This is a genomic window from Canibacter zhuwentaonis, assembly GCF_018531145.1.
Taxonomy (GTDB): Bacteria; Actinomycetota; Actinomycetes; order Actinomycetales; family Microbacteriaceae; genus Canibacter; species Canibacter zhuwentaonis.
Window position 1 is genome coordinate 181,507 of sequence record NZ_JAHDSZ010000001.1, and the last position, 23,208, is coordinate 204,714.

The window sequence follows — 23,208 nt, forward strand, 5'->3', positions numbered from 1 at the left end:
ATGAACGCAGATTTTTTAACGCAGAGCGTAAGCCTTAATCGAGCCACGCTGGTTGCTCTCGAGCACGCAATCACAGAGTTTAACCGTTTGGCGCAGAGCCTGATTGCCGCTTGCACAACAGCGCAGCAGGTAACAGCAGCATTGAACGCGATGCAGAGCACAGCCGTCGATAACGCGCGCACAGTTTTTAACACCGTTTTACAACCGCATATTACGCAAACAAAGCGAATGCTAGACGAGATTATTGCACTCTTGCGCAGCTACCATCAAGAGCGCGGGGAGCAGCTGCGCACGGCTGAGGCGATCCGCCGCAAAGGTGAATATGTGAGCTCAACACTGCGCGCGCTAGAGCTTGTAAATCAAGCGGATATTACGGTGGGCAGTTTGCTTGCGCACCAGAAACTCCGGGCGGAGAATCGCTACGACTTTTTACGGCAGCGCTGGCAGCTTAACTGCTCAGCTGCAGCTGCAACAGATAGCAAATTTGCGGCGCAGCTTGGGGCGATCGCGGTGCCGAGGCTGAAGCTGGGGCGTGCGAGTACCGGGTTTGGCGTGATTGCGATGTTTGCTCCCGGGATAGTGGCTAGCGGATCCGTCACGCCGCAGCTGTTGCGCGAGTACATTATGCTGGCTGGCGACACCCGCGCGCCCGTTGCAACCCGCAGCTTAGCGGCGCAAATGCTGCTGCAGGTTGCGTTGTGTAATCCGGAAACTGTTTACAAGCAGCTGGGGTTTCAGCCCGCAGAGCTTTCACTGGCGAGTTTTACAGCTCAGATAACAGCGTTAGCGGCAGCTGTTGGAGTTGGCAGGTCTGGCACAAAACCGGGCGCGTTTCGCAGACCCAATGCGGTGGGGCAGATTCCGCAGCTAACGGCGCTGGGCAGGGTTAGAGGGCAATTAGCAGCCCAGATTTGTGTTGGAGATGTCACCAAAGCATCTCAGGTGGTTGTGCTTGTGCCCGGTATGGGTTCAAACGTTGCCGGGGCTGAAAATATGTTAGACGGGCTTAACAGTCTTGCTGCTGCCAGTTATCAAATAAACCCTGAACTGGCTCAAAAAACAGCGATGATTGCTTGGCTCGGCTATGATTCACCCGAGATAACAGAAGAACCGGGTATGCCCCACGCTGAACACGGCGGGCAGCGGTTACTGCACGAGCTCACAGCTCTGCAGGAGCTGCCGCAGAGACCGGCGATCACCGTTATTGGACACTCTTACGGTTCAACAACCGCGGCCGTTGCTCTGCAGCAGCTGAAAATCCCGGTTAACAGGTTCATCACAATTGGTTCAGCCGGGCTTGCCGAATCGGTGCGGCGCGATCCGCTCGCAGCAGATCACATTTATGCGGGCACAGCAGAGCCCGAGCTGGAGTCATGGCAGCTGACAACAAACCGGTTGCGTGAGTTTAGCGCGTTGCAGCTGTCGCCTGTAACGCTTTTGCAGCAGGTGCTGTTTGCAACGCTGTTTGCCAGCGATCACCTTGCTCCAATCGGCAGAAGACTGGGGTCGCACCCGGTTGATCCGCGCACGCTGCAGGGCGCACAAACCCTGCGTGTTAATAGTTTGCGAGCCGATGCGGTAAAAACTCCCGTGGGCAGTCACTCGCTTTACGTGTCAAAACCCGGACAGTTTCCGAATCTCGCGGCCGGGTATTTAAACCGAGAGACGCAGGCGGTCACAGAAATTTCCAGGGTTTTAATGAGCGAACATGAGAGCGATGCAGCGAGCGCCAAAGATAAAAAGTTTAGAGTGAACACTCAGCTAAAACAGCGCTAACTAGGGTAATCTTGTGACCTATAAATTAGGTATGAATATGCCTTTGCTACATTTTAATAAGGAGTTAATATGCGTATTGAGCTGGCAGAGCTTCGCGTAATTGAGCGGGAAACAGAAATCCCACTAGCAGAACTTGTGCGTATTATTGAGCAGGCTATTGCTTCGGCATACATAAAACATCTTACAAACAAAGGTTTTACTGCTCCCAAAGATGACGAAGTTAGAGTTGCGCTAGATAGTAAAACGGGTGAGATAAGCGTTTACGCCGCCGAGTATGATGAGGACGGCGCGGTAATTGGCGAGGCGGCTGTTGATCTCGTAGATTTCGGGCGGATCGCGGCTAACGCCGCCAAGCAGGTTATTATGCAGCGCCTGCGCGATCTTTCTGATGATGTTGTGCTCGGTGAGTTTAAGGGCAAAGAAGGGCAGCTTGTTTCGGGAATTGTGCAGCAGGGGTCAAATCCGCGTATGGTTTACATTGACCTGGGCGAGGTTGAGGCGGTGCTCCCTCCTGAAGAGCAGGTTCCCGGCGAAGAGTACAAGCACGGCACTCGTTTGCGCGTGTACGTAACAACTGTGAGCCGTGGACCTAAAGGTCCGCAGGTTGTGGTTTCAAGAACCCATCCGGGGCTTGTGCGCAAACTGTTTGAGCTTGAGGTTCCTGAGCTGACCGATGGCACGGTTGAAATTGTGTCTGTTGCTCGCGAAGCAGGGCATCGCAGTAAGGTTGCTGTGCGCGCTAGCATACCTGGAATTAATGCTAAGGGTACCTGTATCGGTGAGATGGGGCGACGTGTGCGTGCTGTTATGGATCAGCTCTGCGACGAAAAAATTGATCTTATCGATTACTCCCCAAACCTTAACGTGTTCGTTGGCAACGCGCTGTCGCCGGCAAAAGTTACCGATGTTTTCCCTATCGGCAAAGATAACAAGCAGGTTCGGGTTCTTGTGCCTGATTTCCAGCTTTCTTTGGCAATTGGTAAAGACGGTCAGAATGCGCGCTTGGCTGCTAAACTAACCGGTGCAAAGATCGACATTCAGCCCGATTCCGTTATGGATGGTGATTAGTTCCCAGCATTTATTGCGTCAATTAGTGCGACAGTGTCTAAAAGGCGTTATAAATTTTGGGTAATGGTATGATTAGATTTGGTCGTACTTGTGTTGGTTGTAAAAACGTAGCGCCGCGTCAATCGCTTTTGCGTGTAGTTTTTGCCGAGCACAAACTCATATGCGACGATTCGGGTATTTGCCCGGGTCGTGGTAGCTGGGTGCATGAGAACGCTGAGTGTCTGAGTAAGGCGCTTAGCAGGCGCGCTTTTACCAGGGCGCTAAAAGTGTCAGCAGATACTGATACTTCCGCTATAGAGAACAGGTTGAAATTGATTATGGATCGCCGATGAACGGTTCAGAATGAGTTCCGTTACTGAATAATAAAGTTCTCGCCCTGTCCGGGCGTGAACTCGGACAGGAGAAAAGTGGCAAGACTACCACGTGTACACGAGATAGCAGCCGAGCTCGGCGTTAAGAGTAAGGAAGTGCTAGAGAAGCTGAGCGAGATGGGCGAGCATATAAAAGCGCCTTCTTCCTCGGTGATACCACCGGTTGAGCGGAGAATCCGTGCTGCCTTTGCAGATGTCGCTCCCAGCCCTAAAAAGGCTGAGACGAGCAGCGACGGTGACTCGGTAAAAACCGCGCCGAAGGTGAAATCTGGCGAGGCAAAGCCTGCGGCAGAAAAATCCGCCGCAAAACCGGGGGGTGCTAAGCCAGCTCCTAAACCGGCAGCACAAAAAAACGCGAAAAAGTCAGAAAAACCGGCTGCAAAAGCTGAGAACGGTGCCAAAGCCGGGGCAAAATCCGCGGCTAAACCGGGAACTGCGACACGCTCAAGCAGTGGCTCTAAAGAGGGCGCAAGCAGCTCGGCTAAGGCAAAGCCCGGCAGCTCTCAAGCCTCGGGCAAACCACGCCCGGGCAATAACCCATTCACAACCTCGCAGGGGATGGGCATACCACGCCCACCGCGCCCGGGCAATAACCCGTTCGCGCCTTCGCAGGGGATGGGTAAAAGGTCTAACCAGGCAAATATTCCAAAACCTAAATCAACCGGCGGTCGTCCGGGCAGGGTAGGAGTTCCACGCCCCGGTACACCGCGTCCCGGTGCTAGCCTGCGCGCGGGCGTCGGTGGTGGCGTGGTAACGCCGGGCGGCGGCGGTGGCGTGGCAACGTCGGGCGGCGGCGCACCACGTCCGGGTGGCTTTGGTGGACGCGGTCGCGCAGGTCGTGGCGCTGGCACCGCTGGTGCTTTTGGTCGCGGTGGTTCTAAAGGCAAGGCGCGCAAGTCCAAGCGCGCAAAGCGGCAAGAATTTGAGATGCGGGAGGCGCCGGTAGTAGGCGGCGTAAGCGTGCCACGCGGCGACGGATCGACCCCGATCCGCTTACGCCGTGGCGCGTCGCTCGCTGATTTTGCAGAAAAAATTGACACCAGCGCATCGAACCTTGTGACAGTGCTTTTCCACCTGGGCGAAATGGCAACCGCCACGGAGTCGCTTGACGAGGCGACGTTTGAGATTCTCGGCGAGGAGCTGGGCTATAAAGTTCAGATTGTGTCGCCAGAAGATGAAGACCGCGAGATTCTCGAGGGCTTTGATATTGACTTTGACAGCGAGCTAGCAGAAGATGAGGAGAATATGCTCCCGCGACCGCCGGTTGTAACGGTTATGGGTCACGTGGATCACGGTAAAACCCTGCTGCTCGATGCGATCCGCAGCGCTAAAGTTGTGCAGGGCGAAGCCGGTGGCATCACGCAGCACATTGGCGCGTATCAGGTTACCGCCAAGCACGAGGGCAGCGAGCGTCAGATCACCTTTATTGACACCCCGGGTCACGAAGCGTTTACCGCGATGCGTGCTCGCGGCGCCAAGGTGACTGATATTGCGGTGCTGGTTGTTGCCGCTGACGACGGCATTATGCCGCAGACGATTGAGGCCTTAAACCACGCAAAAGCGGCGAATGTGCCAATTGTGGTTGCGGTTAACAAAGTTGATAAACCGGATGCGAACCCACAAAAAGTACGTTCTCAGCTGACCGAGTTTGAGCTTGTTGCAGAGGAATACGGCGGCGATGTTATGTTCGTCGATGTTTCTGCGAAGGCGAAAACCGGCATTGACGAGCTCCTTGATGCGGTGCTTTTGACGGCGGATGCGGCGCTTGAACTGACGGCTAACCCAGATAAATCAGCGCGCGGTGTTGCTATTGAGGCGCATCTTGATAAGGGTCGTGGCGCGGTTGCAACCGTGCTTATTCAGAGCGGTACTCTGCAAATCGGTGACGCTATCGTGGCAGGAACGGCGCACGGGCGAGTGCGTGCAATGCTTGACGAAGACGGCAACAGGGTGCTTACTGCGAGGCCGTCACGACCGGTCGCTGTGCAGGGCTTAAGCTCTGTGCCGCGCGCGGGCGACACCTTCATCGTAACCGAGGAGGATCGCACCGCGCGGCAGATTGCCGAGAAGCGTGAGGCTGCTGAGCGCAATGCGCAGCTAGCCAAGGCACGTAAGCGGATGAGCCTTGAAGACTTCACCAAAGCGCTTGAAGACGGTAACGTTGAGTCACTCAACCTCATTATTAAGGGCGATGTTTCCGGTGCTGTTGAGGCGCTCGAAGAGGCTCTTACTAAGATTGAGATTGACGACACAGTGCAGCTTAGAATCCTGCACCGCGGAGTTGGTGCGATCACCGCTTCAGACGTGGATCTTGCGACGATCGATAACGCTATTATTGTGGGCTTTAACGTGCGCCCCGACATGAAAGCGCGCGAGCGTGCCAGCCGTGAAGGAGTGGACATCCGTTTTTACAGCGTTATTTACAACGCGATCGATGATATTGAAAACTCCCTTAAGGGTATGCTTAAACCAGAATACGAAGAAAAGCAGTCTGGTGTAGCGGAAATTCGAGAGGTTTTCAGGTCGTCGAAGTTTGGCAACATTGCTGGTGTTATTGTGCGTTCTGGCACTATTACCAGAAACGCGACAGCACGGGTTATTCGTGAAGGCGTTGTAATTGCTGACGGGCTTGCGATTGACTCACTACGTCGCTTTAAAGACGACGTAACTGAGGTGCGTACCGACTTTGAGTGTGGTATCGGGTTTGGTAAGTACAATGACATTCGTGTTGGTGACGAGATTGAAACAATTGAAATGGTTGAGAAAACTCGCGATTAAAACTTTTAGCTAGTTGCTTTAGCGCCGCGCAAAACCTAATCTTCTGGGTTTTGCGCGGCATTAAAGTTTTCTCCAGTTTTTTGCTAGTAGCATAACAGTATGAGTAATCCACGCATTGGTAAAGTAGCTGACCGCATCCACCAGATTATCGCGAGCCGTCTCGAGAAAGGCTTGCGGGATCCGCGTTTGGGTTTTGTAACCATTACAGATGTGCGGGTAACCGGTGATTTGCAGCAGGCGTCTGTTTTTTACACTGTTTACGGCAGTGACGAAGATCGCGTAAACAGCGCTAAGGCGCTAAAAGCCGCAACGGGAATGCTGCGCAGCGAGGTTGCTAAAAACCTTGGCACGCGCCTAACTCCGACAATTGAGTTTATTCCGGATGAGCTGCCAGAAACGGCGGAGCATCTGAGCGAGCTGCTAAAAGAAGCAAAACAGCGTGACGCGGAGCTTAGAGCGCAGGCGAAAAACGCAGAGTATGCTGGCGATGCTGACCCTTACGGACGCTTGAGCGGTGATGAGGCAACGGCGGATGATGCTGCTGCAGAAAGTTTGAGCGGTGGTGAAACTGCTGCGAGTGATGACGCGATGGATGGTGCTGACTTAAGCGGTTATGAAACTACCGCGCGCGATGCCGTAGAAAGTTTGAGTGGTGGCGAAACAACCACCAGCGGCGGCGAAACACCCGCTGGTGAAGCTGATTGTGCGCATCCTGCAGGCTCTTAAACGCCACGGTGCGCAACACGATAACGCTCGCTGCGGCGGCAAACGAGGGCGCGATTGTACTCGTTGACAAGACTGCCGACTGGACAAGCCACGACGTTGTTGCCCGTACGCGCCGGGTTATGGGCACGCGCAAAGTCGGGCACGCGGGTACGCTTGATCCGATGGCAACGGGTCTTTTAACACTCGGTGTTGGTAACGCAACCCGGCTGCTTACTCATTTTGTCGGTCTTGATAAGGTCTACAAGGCAACTATCAGGCTAGGGCAGCAAACGCTCACAGACGATGCAACCTCGCCCGCGACAGCATCCGCAGATCCTGCTCGCATTGCAGAGGTTATACGGGGCGGATTCGCTCTCCTCAATAGCGTGGCCGCTGATTTTTGCGGCGAGATTTTACAGGTTCCTAGTACTGTTAGCGCGATCAGGAAAGATGGCAAGCGTGCGTATGAGCTGGTGCGCGAGGGCACAACCCCGGAGCTTACAGCGCGGCAGGTCACAGTGCATAAAATCGAGCTGGCAGAACCTGAGCTGGTCGTAACCGGTGACGGGGGCGTGGTAATAGATGTGCGGTGCCTGGTGCACGTTTCGTCTGGCACCTATGTGCGGGCTCTGGCGCGCGATATCGGCGCTAAACTCGGTGTTTACGGGCATTTAATCGCGCTGCGCCGGGTACGTGTTGGTCCTTTTAAGGTTGCCGATGCGGTGCCGTTGCAGACGCTCGACGAGCAGGCGCGCCGGGTTAGTGAGGGGCTGGGCGTGAGTGCCCGTGTGATTCCGGTTTTGAGCGCGGCGCAGGCGGCGCAGAAGCTGTTTCCGGTGATTGTCGTAACAGCGGACGAGGCGATCGCAATCGGGCACGGAAAGCGCCCCAGCCTAAGCCGCGCTAGTGCGTATATGGGCGCGGCAGCGAGCGCAGCACCAAGCCCAACTCCGCACACGCACCACACCCCGCTCGCGGCGGCTGTTAGCGAGTCCGGCTCGCTGCTCGCGCTGGTTGAAATTAAAAACGGTATCGCGCGGGTTGTAACCGGTTTTCCGCAGTCCAAAAGGGAGGCGCTGTGATTCTTTGGTTTGCCTATCTTATTATGGGTATTGCCGGGCTGGGCACACTCGCCTGCCTCGGTGCGGCTGCGATCCGTAAAACACCCAACGATTTCACGATGGTTCCGGTTGCGCTGACAGCACTGTTGTTACTGGTGCAAATTGTGATTGCGATTATCGCTCCGTTCGCGGGCAATCAGGCGCGCGGTGATCTGCTTGAGTTCTGGCTGTACCTGATTGTTGCTTTTGTGCTGCTGCTGGCTGTGGGAGTGTGGGCGCTAATTGAGCGCTCAATTACGGCAAACGTGATTCTGGCGCTCACCCTGGCAACGGTCGCGGTTATGGTTTACCGGATGTGCGTTATCTGGGGTGTTTGGTAGTGTGCATATCTTACGTTCACACCGTAAGGGTAAAATAGCAGCATGGCAGAACCACAAAAGAAATGGTCGTTCTCAAAAGCGTTTGCGGGTATTTTTTCGCGCAGCGAGCCGATCACCGACGACACCTGGGATGAGCTTGAGGTTGCTCTAATAGGCGCAGATTTTGGTCTCGATATCACCGAGGAGCTGTTATCAGAGCTGCGCGACAGCGTGATCCGCTATGGCATTAATGATGTGCGGCAGCTGCGTGAGCTTCTGCGCGACACTGTTACAGAAAAGCTGGCGTGTTTCGATTCGACGCTGCGCCTGACCGAGAAGCCCGCGATTGTGCTGGTTGTGGGCGTGAACGGGGTGGGCAAGACCACGACAATCGGCAAGTTTGCCAGGTATCTGCGCAATTTTGACAAGCGGGTTTTAATCGGTGCGGCGGATACATTTCGTGCTGCCGCAGTGGAGCAGCTGGCAACCTGGGCGGATCGCGCGGGGGCGGATATTGTAACACCCAGAAGCAGCGGGCAGGATCCAGCGTCAGTGGCGTACGAGACGGTCTCTAAGGCGCTGAGCGAGAATTATGATGTTGTTTTAATTGACACCGCGGGGCGTTTGCAGACTAAAAACGGTTTGATGGATGAGCTGAGCAAAATCAAGCGCGTTATTGAGAAGCTGGCGCCGATTTCCGAGGTTTTGCTGGTGCTTGACGCAACAACCGGACAGAACGGATTATCGCAGGCAGAGTCATTTATTGCGCACGCGGGTGTTAGTGGGATTGTGCTCACCAAGCTTGATGGCTCGGCTAAGGGCGGGTTTGTGTTGAGTGTGCAGCGCACAACCGATTTACCGCTTAAGCTCGTGGGTCAGGGCGAGGGGATCGGTGACTTCACCGGGTTTACTTCGCACGTTTTTGCGCAGCAGCTGGTGGGCTGAGCGCGGGCGGGTTGGCTGTGCGTTGTTAAACGGCAGCTGGTTTGTAGGTTGCGCGTGGGCGTGCTGTTTTGCGTGTTTTCTCACAGCTTCCTAGCTAATGCGGGTTTGCTGGTTTTTTAGTGTCTTTGCCCAACAACCGGCTGGTTGCGTGCGGGCGAGCTGTTCGCAGTATCAAATCCGATACGTTTAGGAGGGGGCACTGTTTTGGTGCCACCCCCTAAGGCATTTTAGCGCGGATTATTAGCTTGCGCGTTCGCGCTTCGCTCTTGTACGCGCAACGGTTATTGTGCAAACTCCGGTTAGCAGCGCTGTAAGTGCGGCAATTGCTGGCAGAGTGCCAGCGGTATTACCGGTGTTAGCGAGTGTTTCTTGCGTTCCCGCTTTCTGCTCTGCCGCTGTGCTTGAATCGTTCGGCACGCTCACAGATGGTGTGCTGCCTGTTGCGGGCAGCACAGCAGAGCTTCTCGCATCCGAGGCAGCGGGCGCATCAGGAGCGGCAGTTGCCGCATCGCATATGCTCTGTGTGGCTGTGAAGCTAATAGTAACCGGTAGCGGAACTTTGGCCGAGTCCAGGTTTGCGCCGGTGCTGTACCACCACGGGCGCATTTGCGGGTTGTGGTAGTCAATAAACTCTGCCGGATACGACGAGCTGTGAACTTTGCCGCTTGCTGCCGTGTAGGCTCGCCCATCATATTCGGGGGTTGCAGTCATAGCCACTGTGTCGCCCGTTTTTACAAGGTTTACATCCTTAAACGTTGCAACGGTCAGCCGTTTGTAGCCGTCACTGCTCTCGGTTTTAGACAGAATCCACTTTATATCGTAGCTCAGCGTCGCGGTTTTATTCGCGTTCACGGTCAGCACAGGGTTTCCCCAGATGCTCTGCAGATCTGGCACGAGCGTTGGATAGTGCGTAATATTCAGCCCGTCCGCCCAGGCAATCTGAGCTTCGCCGGTTTTCTCGTTGTACCAGCCTGATCCGCTAGTCCACTGAAAAACATGATCCTGCTTGCTGGTTTTGCCCAGTGGAGTACTCCGCCAGGTTTGGGTGTAGTCGCTGATACCCCATGCGAGCTGTGCATTGCCGGTCGTTACAGCGCAGGCGTCGGTTGTGACCGGGGTTTGAGCTGCCGGTCCTGCCCAGCTTGTGGGAGCTGCTTCGTCGGCTTCGTGACCCTCGGCAGGTTTAGCTTTGCGTTGGGTCACGGTTGGTTTCTCACCCGTTCTGGTCAGCACACTGATTGAGGCGGTTTTGTACGGGTGGGTCACATAAGCGGTGCTGCCAGCTCCGTTAAACGCGATACCCCAGGTGTTGGCTTCGCCGGATCCTGTGCCGCTCGTGATTTTGAGGGTGTTGAAGTTGGCAGCCTCGCTTGCTTGCCAAGTTTCGGGTGAAATAACGCTCACGCTGTTGCTGTGCCCGTTTGTTGTGTAAATCTCGTGGGTTGCTTTGTTCACGGTCATCTTGTAGGCGTTTTCGCCAACTTCAATATAGGTGTCACCGCGCACCGACTGGGCTTTTGTGTCATAGGTAATAACGCGGTCATTTTTCCAGTTGTCACTGGTGGTTGCGCGCTGCAGAATGTGCAGCAGATTCAGTTGCGGATCAATCGCTAGCAGTTTTGGGCGTCCGCTGAGAGCATCGCCGTTGTATTTCAGCTCCGCTGTTGGTAGCTTCGCTTTCTGCATCCAGATTTGAGCGGATGTGCTGTACGCGGTAACAACTTTTTCGCGCCCCTCAGCTATCCACAGCAGCTTGTTCGGAGCGTCATACACAACGTCCTGAATTGACGGGTATTTTTCGTCAGAAACCACAATTCTTTCTGAGACCTTGTTGGTATCAGGATCTATTCGCTGCAGCCCCTTTGAGTCGTAAACATATACCGCGCCGGTGTCAGTGTCGGCCGTTATTCCGCTCGGGTATTTCGCCTCTGTTGTAACCGTTTCAACTGTGCCGGTAATGGTGTCCACAATGCTCACATTGCCGCTCTTGTTGTGTACTGCATATAGTTTACTGCCGTCGCTGTTGAGCGTGAAATAGCCGGGGTCTTTTGTTGGCAGCTCCCAAGCTGTTTCGCTTGGGGTGTTGGTTTTGGTGTCAAGCCAGGTGACCGTATCTTTTTTGCTGCTGTCGCTGGTGTAGGAGTTTACAAAATAGGCGCGCCCTTTTGACTCGTCAACTTCAATATCGCGCGGCACAGAGCCGGTCTTGACGTTTGTTGAGAGCTCTAGTTTGTCCGTTGCGGATGCTGCGTGCGTGGGGTTTGCAAGTCCCAGCACAAGCCCGCCGCAGACTGCGGCTGCCAGAGCTGATGTGATTGTTTTGCTATAGCGGATCATACATTTCCTGTTGTAGTGAATAATTACCGCATTAATTCTATAACATCAGATGTTTCTAGCGGTAGCCTAATTTACATATTTTTTTTGTCTAATTGCTGCTTAAATATTTTCAGTACGAGAGTATAGAATTGAGTGATTATGAACACTTTTGGATCTCTCTCAGCACGTTTAACCGAGACTTTCGCGAAACTGCGCACTAAGGGCAAGCTTTCTGCGAGCGATGTTGACGGCACAGTTAGAGAGATCCGCCGAGCCCTGCTCGAAGCGGATGTGGCACTGCCGGTTGTAAAAGATTTTGTGGGGCGGGTGCGGGAGCGCGCGCTCGGTGACGAGGTTAATGCGGTGCTCAACCCGGCGCAGCAGGTTGTGCAGATAGTAAATGACGAGCTGGTAGGGATTCTGGGCGGGCAGCAGCGCCGACTGATGTTTGCTAAGCAGCCGCCAACCATTTTAATGCTTGCGGGCTTGCAGGGTGCTGGTAAAACTACGCTCGCGGGTAAGCTTGCTAAGTGGCTTAAAAAGGAGGGGCACACACCGCTGCTGGTAGCGTGTGATTTGCAGCGCCCGAACGCGGTAACGCAGCTCGGAGTTGTTGCTGAGCAGGCGGGAGCTGCGATCTATGCACCAGAGCCTGGCAACGGTGTTGGCGATCCGGTGCGGGTTGCGCGCGATGGTGTGAGCTACGCGCGGGAGAAACATCACGATTTTGTTATTATCGACACCGCCGGTCGTTTGGGTGTTGATGCGGAGCTGATGCAGCAGGCGGCGGACATTCGTCGCGCCACAAATCCTGATGAGGTTTTGTTTGTTATTGACGCAATGATCGGTCAGGATGCTGTTGCAACAGCGCAGGCGTTCCAAACCGGAGTTGATTTTACGGGCGTTGTGCTGACAAAACTTGACGGTGACGCGCGCGGTGGCGCGGCGCTCTCGATCCGCGGAGTTACAGGCAAGCCGATTCTGTTTGCTGCAACCGGCGAAACGCTTGACGATTTTGAGCCTTTTCACCCGGATCGGATGGCGAGCAGGATTCTTGATTTGGGCGATGTGCTTACCCTGATAGAGCAGGCGCAGGCGGCTTTTAACGAGGAGGAAGCCCGCAAAACCGCCGAAAAAATAGCTAATGACCAGTTCACGCTTGACGATTTCTTGCACCAGATGCAGCAGCTGCGCGGGCAGGGCTCGATCAAAAAGATGATGGGTATGCTGCCTGGCATGGGCAAAATAAAACAGCAGCTCGAAGAGTTCGACGAACGCAAGATTTTGCACACCGAGGCGATTATTCAGGCGATGACGAAAGCCGAGCGCGCTAATCCGAAGCTTCTCAACGGCTCTCGCAGATTGCGGATTGCGAAGGGCTCTGGTATGACCGTAACAGATGTAAATATGCTGATGAAGCAGTTTGAACAGGCGTCTAAGATGATGCGCACCGTGGCGCGCGGTGGTGTGCCGCAGGTGTCGGGCATGAGTCCTGTTCCGGGGATGCACGGCGGTAAAAAGAAGCAGCAGGCGCAGGGTAAAAAACGCGGCGCGAAAAAGTCCGGCAACCCGGCAAAGCGCGCGGCTGTGGCGACAGCTGCCCCGGTTAAAGCGCAGGGTGCTGGCTTTGCGCTGAACAGTAGTGCGGCGAGTGCCGCCAAAGCCCCCCGCGCGGAAGATTTAGCGAAAGTGCAGAATATTCTACGTAACAGCGGATTGCGCTAGTGCCCGGTTTGCTACGCGCCGGTCATATGAAGTTGCGGGCTTTGTTTCGCTCGGGGCGCAGAGTGTTTTAGCGAGTGCAGCGTTCCAATTTTCGGTAAAGGGCGCTTATTACACGGGTGCTGTGGCGCTAGCCGAGGATGGAATCTCGCATTTGCTGGGTTAGTTCTTTAACAACCGTTTGTAGCGCGGCGAGGGGTTGCGCGCCGGCTGCAATTTCGCGATTGTAGCTCATAATCTGCCTGGTGCTGTTGTTTTCTTTGGTCTCAGCCAGTTCCGCAACATAAGTCATTTCACTCTGACAGTTTAGCTCTGCGGCAATTGGTTCGAGCTCTTTGCAGAGGCTTTTGAGTAGTTCTGAGAGCGGTGCTTCAGTGCCGTGGTTGTCTGTTAAAACATTGGCTTCAAGCCCAAACCGTGCGGCGCGCCATTTATTTTCGATAATCACCAGCGGATGCAGCTTCCGTGGCGTCTCAGCGCTGTTAATTTTACGGTTCACGCTTTCAACCAGGCACTGCGTGAGCGCCGTTGTTGCGCTGATTTTCTTCAGATTGGTGGCTCCGTCGCAGGTGCGTACCTCAACTGTGCCAACGTGCGGTGCGGGGCGGATATCCCACCGTGCCTCGTTTATTTCCTCGAGTACTTTTGCGCGCCGCAGATCCGTGATAGTCTGCTCAAATTCCTCCCAAGTGTGCATCTCCGGCGGGATTCCTGCGCTCGGCAGCTGCTGAAAAATCATTGTGCGGTTGGAAACATAGCCGGTGTTTTCAAGATTCCAAAACGGGCTGGATGCTGATATCCCGATCAGATAGGGCTGATAGGTTAGCAGCGAGTTCATAATCGCAACCGCGTTTTCACGTTTTGCAACGCCAACGTGGGTATGCACACCCCAAATCAGCATATTGCGCCCCCACCAGGCGTGGTGCGTGGCAAACTCCTGATAGCGCGGTTCTGCGGTTATTTTCTGCTCATGCCATTTTGAAAAGGGATGGCATCCGCCGCCAAAAGGAGCGATATCGTGCTCATCGCAAACCCGGATCAACAGTTCTGCCATCTCGCGCAGCTGAGCAACGGCTGATTTTACGCTGGGGTGCGGTGAAGTGACAAGCTCGACGGTGTTTTGCAGCAGTTCTTTGGTGAAAATCGCCTCCGGGTTGCCCTGCCACTGCGCTTTCAGCTGCGGTAGTATCTCCGGCGCGGCATTAACAAGCTCTCCGGTTTCCTTGGAAACGAGAGCTAACTCCCACTCGATTCCGACTGAAGACTGGGGTGATTTCTTAAAACTGATTGACATGGCGAGTTGATCCGGTGCTAGTGCGACATTTTAACCGACTATAGCTTACTATGTCAGTTCGATTATTTCGTTTGTGCGAAGGGAAGCGGATCGTTTGTTTGCGCGATGCCTGTATGCGACTGCGGGCGCTGGAACAGGCAGGTGATTGCGGACCTGGGTGCGGGCGCTGGAACAGGCGTGCGGATAGGCGCAGCTACGGGCGCGGGAGCCCAGATTGCGCGTAGCTTTTCCCAGTATCTCTGGGTGATTTCACTCACCACTTTCGCGCAGTTTTACGCAACACATTCGCGCAGTTTTGCGCAACACATTCGCACTGCGCTGTAAAATGGCTGGTCATGGCGAAAATTGCGATCCGCTATATAATTGCTGTAAGATATTAAACATAGCGTTTTATGGGTATGTGTAAAATGATTTAGTTTATTTATCTGGTAAGGATTCTAAAATGGCAGTAAAAATTCGTCTCAAGCGCATGGGTAAGATTCGTGCGCCGTTCTATCGCGTTGTTGTTGCCGATTCACGCACCAAGCGTGACGGTCGCGTGATCGAAGAGATCGGCAAGTACCACCCAACTGAAAACCCATCATTCATCGAGATTAAATCAGATCGTGCGCAGTACTGGCTAAGTGTTGGCGCGCAGCCAACCGAGCAGGTGCGTGCGCTGCTGAAGCTAACCGGTGACTGGGGCAAGTTTACGGGCGAGGGTAACACCAAGTCTGTTGTAAAAGCACCTGAGCCAAAGCCTGTTTTCTTGTACGATGGCAATAAAAAATCTGTGATTCGCCCACAGGCTGCAAAATCAGCTGCGACCGCGCCAGAGTCAGAAGCCGCTGCGACCGCCGCTGCTGAAACCGCCGAAGAGGCTGCGTAAATTCAATGAGCTCAAACTCATCACTGCAGGCTATTTTAAGCCACCTGGTAAGTGGCATAGTTACAAAGCCCGAGGGCGTTAATATTAGCGCCTTCACGGATGTTCGCGGTCAGGTTTTGCAAGTGCGAGTTGATCCCGTGGATTTAGGGCGCGTAATCGGTAAACGGGGGCGCACCGTGCAGGCTTTACGCACTGTTATTAGCGCCCTGGCAAAGGGTGAGCCGGTGCGTGTTGAGGTTGTTGAAACTGACTACGAGAGCTCCTAAAATGAGCGAGAAATCGCGTGTTTTAGCTCCCCGCCCGGAAATCGGCGCGGGGAGTTTGCGCGTGGCACGGTTAACCAAGCCGCACGGGCTTAAAGGTGCTCTGAAACTAGAGCTTTACACTGACAATCCGGAGCTGCGTTTCACGCCCGGAGCGGTTTTTTATTTGCAGGTGCCACGCGATAGCGTGTGGTTTAATAAGACAATCACTCTCACACAGCTGCGCTGGTTTAATAACGTGCCCGTGGGATTTTTTGATGAGATCAGTGACCGCACGGCGGCTGAGAGTGCGGCGCGCGCAATTTTATGGATAGATGAGGCCACGGTCAATGCGGGCGCTGAAGAAAACGCCTGGTACGATACTGAGCTGGTCGGGCTGAGCGTGCGCGAGGGCGAAAAAACGCTAGGCACCGTTGAGAGTGTCGAGCATCTGCCGTCGCAGGATCTGCTCGTGGTAACAACTCTTGACGGCGCAACCGTGCTTGTGCCCCTTGTGAACGAGATTGTGCCCGAAGTAAACACCGCCGAGGGGTATGTTGTTGTGACTCCTCCCGGCGGGCTTTTCGAGACTGCGGCGGATGCTGCTGTAGGTGCGGGTGATACTGCGGGGGCGCAAACTGCGTGCGAACAAAATACTTGCGGGCAGGAAAAGAGCATTGCCAAGGCGACGGAAAATGCGGATGCGCAGGCAAAGCGCGCGGTCGAGTACGCCAGCGCAATTGTTGACACTGCTGCTGACGCCGTTGCTAAAACCGCTGATTAGAGTCTAGTTTAAGATGAAAATCGACGTTGTTTCAATTTTCCCCGTGTTCTTTAATGTGCTAGAGCTTTCCCTGCTGGGCAAAGCTAGAGCCCGTGGGATGCTTGATTTTGCCGTGCACGATCTACGCGATCACACGCACGACAAGCATCGCACAGTCGACGGAACCCCCGCAGGCGGTGGGGCAGGAATGGTTATGAAAGCCGAGCCTTGGGGTAGCGCGCTCGACAGTCTGATTGCGGGCGGAACAGATCCGCTGCTAATATTCCCCGCGCCCGCAGGAGAGGTTTTTAATCAGCGCCTCGCTCACGAACTCGCTGCTGAAAAACACCTTATTTTTGGGTGCGGTCGCTACGAGGGAATTGACCAGCGGGTTTTTGACGAGTACACCGCCCGTGCCCGCGTTAAGCTCGTGAGTCTGGGTGACTACGTTTTAAACGGCGGCGAGGTTGCGACGGTCGCAATTATCGAGGCGGTTGCGAGGCTGCTGCCGGGCATGGTTGGCAACCCCGAGAGCCTTGTTGAGGAGTCACATGAGGGCGGGATGCTGGAGTACCCCAATTACACGCAGCCGGCGGTGTGGCGCGGGCGTGAAATCCCTGAGGTTTTACGCAGCGGCAATCACGCGGCAATAGCTAAGTGGCGGGCCGAGCAACGCCTGCTACGCACCCGGGAGCTGCGCCCCGATCTGCTGGGCGACGCGGACTAAATTATAGCGGATCGTACATCGCGATCTGTTGTTGCTGGGTGGCGCGAGCCGCACAGGGCTTTTGGCAGCGCGGGACTATTGGTCGGCAAGGATTCTTTATGGCGGATCGCGCAAGTCGTGCTTATTGAGAGACTTTATTAATTAGTCATATTTCTTCCCGTTTGCATAGTAAAAGGTGTAGCATGAGAAATGAGTTAGTTTAAGAAGGCTATTCTTTTGCTGACCAACTATCCGCTATTGAACTTCTAGTTTGAATTAAGGAGGTGCATCGTGAATACAAGCTATGACGTAACATCATGCGAGTGCTCATGTAGCTGCTCTTGCGGTTGCTCTTGCAGCGCGTAACCCTATCTAAAATTTTGGCTGGGGTGCGGGCTGCGCCCCGGTCAAACTACGTTTAGAGGCTGGGTTTGCGCGGCACGCGGAGCTAAAGTTGAACAACTTTCGCGATTGTGAACAGCAGCACAAGTCTGCGCACTGTGTTCGAGCTTACGGGCGAGCGTCCTACTTCGGGTACTTTGAGCGTCACCGGTCGTGTGGAATGTAATACTGATGAGCGCTGGCATCGTGATTCTAATTTCGTTTTCGACTATGCTGATTTGCTGTTTAATGGGCGGTTGTGCTCGTGTTGGGTGTTATAGCCGGGCTGATGGGATGTCGCAGGTATTCGCGGATCAGCTAGTGTCGGGCTTATGTCCGCCGAATTTTATTTTACCGTGTTTTAAGGTAATATATTGCCCTGTGCTGGTTTTACTCGCCGCTGCCGCAAGGGTGTGCGAGTTTTAACAACCGGTGTGATTTGGTTTTATTCCTAACAGATGTGATTCGACTTGCGGCGAGCGCAGAAAGAAGCAAAAATGCAGAAGCTAGATTTTCTAGATGCTCAGTCTCTTAAAACAGACGTTCCGGATTTTCGTGCTGGTGATACGGTTAAAGTTCACGTAAACATCGTCGAGGGTAATCGTTCTCGTGTGCAGATCTTCCAAGGCATTGTTATCGCCCGTCACGGTGACGGCGTGCGTGAAACATTCACCGTGCGTAAAATTAGTTTCCAGGTTGGTGTTGAGCGTAAGTTCCCAGTACACTCACCTGCTATCGATAAAATAGAGATTGTGAGCCGTGGTGTTGTGCGTCGCGCCAAGCTGTACTACTTGCGTGGTCTCACCGGCAAAAAAGCAAAGATCCGCGAAAAACGCGACGATATCTAAAAGAATTTTTAAAAACAGGGTCATTGGGGTTCATCCGCGATGACCCTGTTTTGTAATAAGCGGTGGTAAATAAGTGGTGATGCGGTGCTGGGCGTAGTGCTAGAGCACAGGTGTGCTGGTGCGTAGGTACTGGCTCAGAGGTGGCAGGGCTGCGCAGATCGCTTATCCTCGCTAGTAGTTAGCGACCAGCCAATCAGCGAGAAACAGACCCCGTTCAAAACATCCGCCCATCCGCCGCGCGGCTCTCTTTGTGCGGTGTCTGCAGCATCCGCTAAGTAAAAAAAGATAAACTCAAAGCTGTTTATTGTTTTGTATTTTAGGGAGCGTGCGTGTTCAAAAAAACCAAAAAAGAGGATCAAAAAAAGACGCTTTTGCGTTCCCTAACAGAAACCGCAATGATGATCGCGATAGCCTTGCTCGCGTCTTTTTTACTAAACACCTTCTTAATCCGTAGCTTTTACATCCCCTCAGCATCAATGCAAAACACGCTGCAGGTTAATGACCACGTGCTCGTTAACAAACTCGTACCAAAGGTTGTTGCGCTGCAACGAGGCGATATTGTCGTTTTTGACGATCCGGGAGGGTGGCTCGTTGGAGCTGTTGCGCCGCCAGCTAATCCGGTGCAAAAAGTGCTGCAAAAAATCGGTATTTTCCCCGACGCAACCGACAACAAATACCTCATAAAACGCGTTATCGGAGTTGCGGGCGACCGCATTCAGTGCTGCGGCGCAAGTGGCAAACTAAAGGTTAACGGGATAGAGATTGACGAACCCTACGCGGTGATTCCCGCCGGGCAAACACGCGTTTCGGCAGTAGATTTTGATGTTACGGTGCCTGCCGGGCATATTTGGGTTATGGGTGATAACCGCTACGACTCCCGCGATTCGCGCTACAACCAGGATCAGCCTACAAAAGGGTTTGTGCCGGTCGAAAACATTGTCGGCAGGGCGTTCCTGCTAACATATCCGTTTAATCGGCTAACAATCCTGGGCAATTATCCCGAGACTTTCAGCAGAGTGCCGCCGGCAGAGGGCGGATCCGCCGCCGCAAAGGCAAGCTCGGTAGCAGCAAGCGCTACAGGCGCTAACAGTGCGGAGCAAACCCCCGCCGCAGCGCGCCACCCTCAAGCAAACCGCGCAGCAAAAACTGACGGGGCGTACTAGCAAACCATGACAGAAGTGTTTAATAACCGTGTTAAAAACCCGACGAGCGATTACGAGAACGAGTTGCTCGCGGTGTATGACAGGGTTATTGGTGTCGACGAGGCCGGCAGGGGCGCTATCGCCGGCCCGGTTGCTGTCGGAGCGCAACTGCTCACACTAACCGAGCCACCGACTTTCCCCACCGGGCTAAGAGACTCTAAGCTGCTCATACCTCGCCGTCGCGAGGCCGTCTATGAAGAACTCGCCCGCGCATCAACCGGCGCGGTGGGGTTTACAAGCCCCGCCATCATTGACAGCGAGGGTATTATCGCGGGTCTTGCAGCCGCCGCAATTGCCGCGCTGCGAAAACTGCTGCGTAAAAGCCCTGCGGCGCTCTTAAATGCGGTGATTCTGCTAGACGGCAAACACGACTGGCTCACTCCGGTGATAACAGCAGAGTTCACAGCCGCACCCCGGGTGATTACGCGGGTTGGAGCTGACAGCGCCTGCACGGTTGTGGCGGCAGCGAGCGTGCGCGCAAAAGTCGCGCGCGACCGGCTAATGTGTACCCTCGCACAAGAACTGCCAGAATACCTGTGGCAAAACAATAAGGGGTACGGCTCCGCCGCCCACTATCAGGCGATAGTGGATCACGGAGTTACACCGCAACACCGCGTGAGCTGGATCCGCTAAATATTAGTACAGCCGCACAGGGTATCTTTAGAGCGTGAAAAATAACCAGCTGCCGATAGGGATTTTTGACTCCGGCGTGGGCGGGCTCACCGTTGCCAGGGCGGTGCGTGACCTGCTGCCGGGTGAGTCGATAAGCTACCTTGGCGATAGCGCGCGTGCGCCGTACGGGTCGCGAGCGATTAGTGAGGTGCGCGAATTTTCGCTCGAGATGCTCGATGTGCTGGTTGCGCGCGGGGTTAAAATGCTCGTGATCGCGTGTAACACCTCCTCGGCCGCGGTGCTGCGGGATGCTTACGAGAGGTATAACGTGCCAATTGTTGAGGTTATTTTACCCACTGTGCGCGCGGCTCTTGCGATAACCAAAACGGGTAGAATCGGTCTGTTGGCGACTCGCGCAACCGTGAAGTCTAATATTTATCGTGATTTTTGTGAAATTGATCGCGGCGCGAGAATTTTTGCCGAGCCGGCTCCGAAGTTTGTTGAGCTGGTTGAGGCGGGCATTACCGCAGGTAGCGAGGTTGCGCACTACGCACAAAAATACTGCGCACCGCTGTTGGAGGCGGATGTTGACACAGTTATTCTGGGGTGCACGCACTATCCGTTTTTGCGCGGTGCTTTAAAGCGTGTGGTTGGTGATGCCGTTAATCTGGTGTCGAGTGATATTGAGACGGCTAACGAGGTATATCGCGTGCTGAGTGAGGCTGAGCTGCTGCGTGCGCCGGGGGAGTTGGGTGCGGTGCGCGCAACGGTGTTAGCGGATGTGCCGGGGCCGGCGGGAGTATCGAGTCCGGCGAGCGCATTGAGCAAGCTGGGCGAGACTGAGCTGCCGAGTGCTCTGGCAACAGCAGGTGCGCAGCCTGATCCGCCGGTTTTTGAGTGTTTCACAACGGGCCACAACGTGGCAGATTTTAAGCGCTTAGCACAGCAAATGCTGGGCTTGCAGGTAACAGTTACGAGTATCTAGAGAGGCAGAAAATGGCAGAAAACACGGTAATGCGCGCTGCTGGCAGGGCGCTGCACGAAATGCGCGAGGTTAAAATTGAGCGCGGTTGGAGCACGCAGGCAGAGGGTTCGTGCCTGATCAGCTATGGCAACACCAGGGTGCTCTGCACAGCGAGTTTTATCGCGGGAGTGCCGCGCTGGCGGGCAAACTCTAAGCAGGGCTGGGTTACTGCGGAGTATGCGATGCTGCCGCGCGCAACTTCTGAGCGGATGCCGCGCGAGTCGGTGAAGGGTAAAATTGGCGGCAGAACCCATGAGATCTCACGCCTTGTTGCGCGCAGCTTGCGGGCGGTTGTTGATCTGTCAGCTCTTGGCGAAAACACGATAACCGTTGACTGCGATGTTTTGCAGGCCGACGGGGGTACACGCACTGCGGCGATAACCGGCGCGTTTGTTGCGCTGGCCGATGCTGTTGAGTGTGCCAAGGGTGAAAAACTGGTGCGTAAAAACGCGACCGTGATTAAAGACTCTGTTGCCGCGGTTTCGGTGGGAATTGTTGACGGGGTTGTGATGGTGGATCTGACCTATGCTGAAGACAGTGCCGCTTTTACCGACATGAATGTGGTGATTACCGGGAGCGGGGAGCTTGTTGAAGTGCAGGGAACAGCCGAGCGGGAGCCGTTTACGAGAGCGCAGCTGCATAAGATGCTGGATTTAGCAGAATCCGCTGTGGTTTCGGTGCGCGAGGCGCAGCTGCGAGCTTTGGAAGGGTAACAGCGTGACACGCGAGATTATTTTAGCAACCGGCAACGCGCACAAAGTGCAAGAGATTTCTGCGATTTTGGGCGCTGTTTTGCCGGGGGTGAGCGTTGCCGGATATGCGGATGCGCAGCCGGCAGAAACAGGGGTTACTTTTTGTGAGAACGCACTTATTAAGGCACGCGCCGCTGCTCTGGTAACCGGTAAAATGAGTATTGCCGATGACAGCGGAATTGCGGTGGATGTTTTAGGTGGCGCACCCGGGATTTTTTCTGCCCGCTGGGCGGGTAAGAACAGCTCAGATAAAAACAATCTAGAGCTGTTGTTACAGCAGCTGCAAGATATTGTGCCTAAGTCGCGCGGTGCTGAGTTTGTGTGCGCGGCGGCTGTTGTGCAGCCTTTAGCGGACGGGCAACTGTTTGAGCGCTGCGTTGTTGGACGCTGGCGTGGGGTCCTGCTTGACGCGCCGCGCGGTGGCGCGGGGTTTGGGTATGATCCGATTTTTTGCCCTGAGGGTTACAGTGTTTCTGCGGCGGAGCTTGATGGACGCTTAAAAAATCAGCTCAGTCACAGACGGAAAGCTTTTAATCTACTCGTTGCCGAGCTGCAGCAGTTGCTCGCGTAGCGTGTTGCGTGTTTACGGCTGAGCCGGTTACTGTTTTGCGCACTGTTTGCGGGGGGGGGGGGGGTCTGTGCTGCTGTTAAGTTGTGTTTAAAACAAGTTAGGCTCGGGATGATTTATACGCCCCGAACCTAACTTTCTGTTTTGAGCTTTTAGTGCTCGTCGTAGTGGTCACCGTGCGCTGCGTGGCGGTGTCCGTCATGCAGATAGTCAATGTGATCATCGTGTGGCACAGCCTTGTGACCGCATGTTTTGCCGTGCTCGTGATCGGTTACTGTATGCTCTCCGGTAACGTGCTTTTCTTCTGACATTTCTACTCCTTGATGTTAGTGCGAGCAGTTTTCGCATTTGTCTTACTGAATAATTAAGCCACATGCTTTACGCCGTGGGCAAGTTATAGTTGATGATTATAGTTATCGTTAGCAGTTAGTGCTAGGTGTTGTGTTCGTTCAGTGTTTTTGTGTGCTGTGCGTTCGCAGTGATTGCGCTGTGTTTGCCAGATAGCCGCGTGCGCTTGTGTTCGTGGCTGTGTTCGTGGCTGTGTCCGGCAATATTCCGCCCGATGCGGCACTACTGGTGATTTGGGTTTTAACTCGTTTTAGAGTAGACTTTTCTGTGCGGGTGTGGTGGAATTGGTAGACACGCAGGATTTAGGTTCCTGTGCTGCAAGGCGTGAGAGTTCAAGTCTCTTCACCCGCACCACTTAAAGTTTTTAAGTCCTTTAGTGTTTTATTGTGACATATATCTTGAATATTGATTTCAGTGATGTGCTGGTGTTGTATTAGTTTTCACAATATCGATTATATAATCGTTGCGTTTTTTGCTTGACTTGGCTTTTCTGATCATA

The 23,208-nt window shown here is 54.3% G+C and carries 21 protein-coding genes, 1 tRNA gene and 1 pseudogene; 20 read left to right on the forward strand and 3 right to left on the reverse strand.

Annotated features, from left to right (window positions below):
* From KJY78_RS00835 to ftsY, 8 genes and pseudogenes are all read left to right on the forward strand, one after another.
* Nucleotides 1-1,776, forward strand: a complete 1,776-nt coding sequence (locus KJY78_RS00835; protein WP_214336537.1) for an alpha/beta fold hydrolase — start codon at nucleotides 1-3, stop codon at nucleotides 1,774-1,776.
* 69 nt (nucleotides 1,777-1,845) lie between these two features.
* A complete protein-coding gene (gene nusA / locus KJY78_RS00840) occupies nucleotides 1,846-2,844 on the forward strand; it encodes a transcription termination factor NusA (RefSeq protein WP_214336538.1) in 999 nt (332 codons plus the stop codon).
* A 68-nt stretch (nucleotides 2,845-2,912) separates the two neighbouring features.
* Nucleotides 2,913-3,176, forward strand: coding sequence for a YlxR family protein (locus KJY78_RS00845; RefSeq protein WP_250544010.1), 264 nt, complete (start codon nucleotides 2,913-2,915; stop codon nucleotides 3,174-3,176).
* 75 nt (nucleotides 3,177-3,251) lie between these two features.
* Nucleotides 3,252-5,993: a translation initiation factor IF-2 gene (infB, locus tag KJY78_RS00850; protein ID WP_214336539.1), complete on the forward strand. Its 2,742-nt coding sequence runs from the start codon at nucleotides 3,252-3,254 to the stop codon at nucleotides 5,991-5,993.
* 99 nt (nucleotides 5,994-6,092) lie between these two features.
* Nucleotides 6,093-6,515, forward strand: a pseudogene (gene rbfA, locus KJY78_RS06495) (30S ribosome-binding factor RbfA); the annotation flags it as partial.
* Nucleotides 6,516-6,694: 179 nt separating this feature from the next.
* Complete coding sequence (gene truB, locus KJY78_RS00860; RefSeq protein WP_250544011.1) at nucleotides 6,695-7,780, forward strand: tRNA pseudouridine(55) synthase TruB; 1,086 nt, start codon at nucleotides 6,695-6,697, stop codon at nucleotides 7,778-7,780.
* Nucleotides 7,777-8,139, forward strand: coding sequence for a hypothetical protein (locus tag KJY78_RS00865; RefSeq protein WP_214336542.1), 363 nt, complete (start codon nucleotides 7,777-7,779; stop codon nucleotides 8,137-8,139). The genes truB and KJY78_RS00865 overlap by 4 nt, the downstream gene beginning before the upstream one ends.
* A 42-nt stretch (nucleotides 8,140-8,181) precedes the next feature.
* Nucleotides 8,182-9,063 carry a signal recognition particle-docking protein FtsY gene (ftsY, locus tag KJY78_RS00870; RefSeq protein ID WP_214336544.1) on the forward strand — a complete coding sequence of 294 codons (882 nt, stop codon included), beginning with the start codon at nucleotides 8,182-8,184 and terminating at the stop codon, nucleotides 9,061-9,063.
* Nucleotides 9,064-9,303: 240 nt separating this feature from the next.
* Here the strand turns inward: ftsY and KJY78_RS00875 are convergent, their stop codons facing one another.
* Entirely contained in the window at nucleotides 9,304-11,400 is a 2,097-nt protein-coding gene (locus KJY78_RS00875; RefSeq protein WP_214336546.1) for a YncE family protein, read from the reverse strand.
* A 138-nt stretch (nucleotides 11,401-11,538) separates the two neighbouring features.
* Between KJY78_RS00875 and ffh the strand changes: the two genes are divergently transcribed.
* Entirely contained in the window at nucleotides 11,539-13,104 is a 1,566-nt protein-coding gene (gene ffh / locus KJY78_RS00880; RefSeq protein WP_214336548.1) for a signal recognition particle protein, read from the forward strand.
* A gap of 127 nt (nucleotides 13,105-13,231) precedes the next feature.
* Here ffh and KJY78_RS00885 read toward each other — a convergent pair whose 3' ends face one another.
* Complete coding sequence (locus tag KJY78_RS00885) at nucleotides 13,232-14,395, reverse strand: carboxylate-amine ligase (protein WP_214336550.1); 1,164 nt, start codon at nucleotides 14,393-14,395, stop codon at nucleotides 13,232-13,234.
* 442 nt (nucleotides 14,396-14,837) lie between these two features.
* Here KJY78_RS00885 and rpsP point away from each other — a divergent pair, with 442 nt between their 5' ends.
* From rpsP to rdgB, 10 genes are all read left to right on the forward strand, one after another.
* Nucleotides 14,838-15,263, forward strand: coding sequence for a 30S ribosomal protein S16 (gene rpsP, locus KJY78_RS00890; RefSeq protein WP_214336552.1), 426 nt, complete (start codon nucleotides 14,838-14,840; stop codon nucleotides 15,261-15,263).
* Nucleotides 15,264-15,268: 5 nt separating this feature from the next.
* Nucleotides 15,269-15,529: a KH domain-containing protein gene (locus KJY78_RS00895; protein WP_214336554.1), complete on the forward strand. Its 261-nt coding sequence runs from the start codon at nucleotides 15,269-15,271 to the stop codon at nucleotides 15,527-15,529.
* A 1-nt stretch (nucleotide 15,530) separates the two neighbouring features.
* Nucleotides 15,531-16,289, forward strand: coding sequence for a ribosome maturation factor RimM (rimM, locus tag KJY78_RS00900; protein WP_214336556.1), 759 nt, complete (start codon nucleotides 15,531-15,533; stop codon nucleotides 16,287-16,289).
* A 13-nt stretch (nucleotides 16,290-16,302) separates the two neighbouring features.
* Nucleotides 16,303-16,995 (forward strand): tRNA (guanosine(37)-N1)-methyltransferase TrmD, encoded by a 693-nt coding sequence (gene trmD, locus KJY78_RS00905; RefSeq protein ID WP_214336558.1) that lies wholly within the window; start codon nucleotides 16,303-16,305, stop codon nucleotides 16,993-16,995.
* Between the two features lie 857 nt (nucleotides 16,996-17,852).
* On the forward strand, nucleotides 17,853-18,203 hold the full coding sequence (rplS, locus tag KJY78_RS00910) for a 50S ribosomal protein L19 (protein WP_214336560.1): 351 nt from the start codon (nucleotides 17,853-17,855) through the stop codon (nucleotides 18,201-18,203).
* Between the two features lie 329 nt (nucleotides 18,204-18,532).
* The gene (gene lepB, locus KJY78_RS00915; RefSeq protein ID WP_348771147.1) at nucleotides 18,533-19,366 is read left to right on the forward strand and encodes a signal peptidase I; all 834 of its coding nucleotides are present in this window, start codon (nucleotides 18,533-18,535) and stop codon (nucleotides 19,364-19,366) included.
* Nucleotides 19,367-19,372: 6 nt separating this feature from the next.
* Nucleotides 19,373-20,038 carry a ribonuclease HII gene (rnhB, locus tag KJY78_RS00920; protein WP_214336561.1) on the forward strand — a complete coding sequence of 222 codons (666 nt, stop codon included), beginning with the start codon at nucleotides 19,373-19,375 and terminating at the stop codon, nucleotides 20,036-20,038.
* A 34-nt stretch (nucleotides 20,039-20,072) separates the two neighbouring features.
* Nucleotides 20,073-21,002 (forward strand): glutamate racemase, encoded by a 930-nt coding sequence (murI, locus tag KJY78_RS00925; protein WP_214336563.1) that lies wholly within the window; start codon nucleotides 20,073-20,075, stop codon nucleotides 21,000-21,002.
* Between the two features lie 11 nt (nucleotides 21,003-21,013).
* Complete coding sequence (gene rph, locus KJY78_RS00930) at nucleotides 21,014-21,754, forward strand: ribonuclease PH (protein WP_214336565.1); 741 nt, start codon at nucleotides 21,014-21,016, stop codon at nucleotides 21,752-21,754.
* A gap of 4 nt (nucleotides 21,755-21,758) precedes the next feature.
* Nucleotides 21,759-22,364, forward strand: coding sequence for an RdgB/HAM1 family non-canonical purine NTP pyrophosphatase (gene rdgB, locus KJY78_RS00935; RefSeq protein ID WP_214336566.1), 606 nt, complete (start codon nucleotides 21,759-21,761; stop codon nucleotides 22,362-22,364).
* 149 nt (nucleotides 22,365-22,513) lie between these two features.
* Here the strand turns inward: rdgB and KJY78_RS00940 are convergent, their stop codons facing one another.
* A complete protein-coding gene (locus KJY78_RS00940; protein ID WP_214336567.1) occupies nucleotides 22,514-22,672 on the reverse strand; it encodes a zinc transporter permease in 159 nt (52 codons plus the stop codon).
* A 306-nt stretch (nucleotides 22,673-22,978) separates the two neighbouring features.
* Between KJY78_RS00940 and KJY78_RS00945 the strand changes: the two genes are divergently transcribed.
* Nucleotides 22,979-23,063, forward strand: a tRNA-Leu gene (locus KJY78_RS00945).
* Nucleotides 23,064-23,208: the final 145 nt, after the last annotated feature.

Excerpts from the sequence above, each read along its gene's own strand:
- trmD (WP_214336558.1), top strand. The coding sequence starts at position 16,303 with ATGAAAATCGACGTTGTTTCAATTTTCCCCGTGTTCTTTAATGTGCTA.
- rph (WP_214336565.1), top strand. The coding sequence starts at position 21,014 with ATGGCAGAAAACACGGTAATGCGCGCTGCTGGCAGGGCGCTGCACGAA.
- rpsP (WP_214336552.1), top strand. The coding sequence starts at position 14,838 with ATGGCAGTAAAAATTCGTCTCAAGCGCATGGGTAAGATTCGTGCGCCG.
- rplS (WP_214336560.1), top strand. The coding sequence starts at position 17,853 with ATGCAGAAGCTAGATTTTCTAGATGCTCAGTCTCTTAAAACAGACGTT.
- rnhB (WP_214336561.1), top strand. The coding sequence starts at position 19,373 with ATGACAGAAGTGTTTAATAACCGTGTTAAAAACCCGACGAGCGATTAC.
- KJY78_RS00895 (WP_214336554.1), top strand. The coding sequence starts at position 15,269 with ATGAGCTCAAACTCATCACTGCAGGCTATTTTAAGCCACCTGGTAAGT.
- KJY78_RS00845 (WP_250544010.1), top strand. The coding sequence starts at position 2,913 with ATGATTAGATTTGGTCGTACTTGTGTTGGTTGTAAAAACGTAGCGCCG.
- nusA (WP_214336538.1), top strand. The coding sequence starts at position 1,846 with ATGCGTATTGAGCTGGCAGAGCTTCGCGTAATTGAGCGGGAAACAGAA.
- KJY78_RS00875 (WP_214336546.1), bottom strand. The coding sequence starts at position 11,400 with ATGATCCGCTATAGCAAAACAATCACATCAGCTCTGGCAGCCGCAGTC.
- KJY78_RS00885 (WP_214336550.1), bottom strand. The coding sequence starts at position 14,395 with ATGTCAATCAGTTTTAAGAAATCACCCCAGTCTTCAGTCGGAATCGAG.
- ffh (WP_214336548.1), top strand. The coding sequence starts at position 11,539 with ATGAACACTTTTGGATCTCTCTCAGCACGTTTAACCGAGACTTTCGCG.
- KJY78_RS00835 (WP_214336537.1), top strand. The coding sequence starts at position 1 with ATGAACGCAGATTTTTTAACGCAGAGCGTAAGCCTTAATCGAGCCACG.
- rimM (WP_214336556.1), top strand. The coding sequence starts at position 15,531 with ATGAGCGAGAAATCGCGTGTTTTAGCTCCCCGCCCGGAAATCGGCGCG.
- KJY78_RS00940 (WP_214336567.1), bottom strand. The coding sequence starts at position 22,672 with ATGTCAGAAGAAAAGCACGTTACCGGAGAGCATACAGTAACCGATCAC.
- ftsY (WP_214336544.1), top strand. The coding sequence starts at position 8,182 with ATGGCAGAACCACAAAAGAAATGGTCGTTCTCAAAAGCGTTTGCGGGT.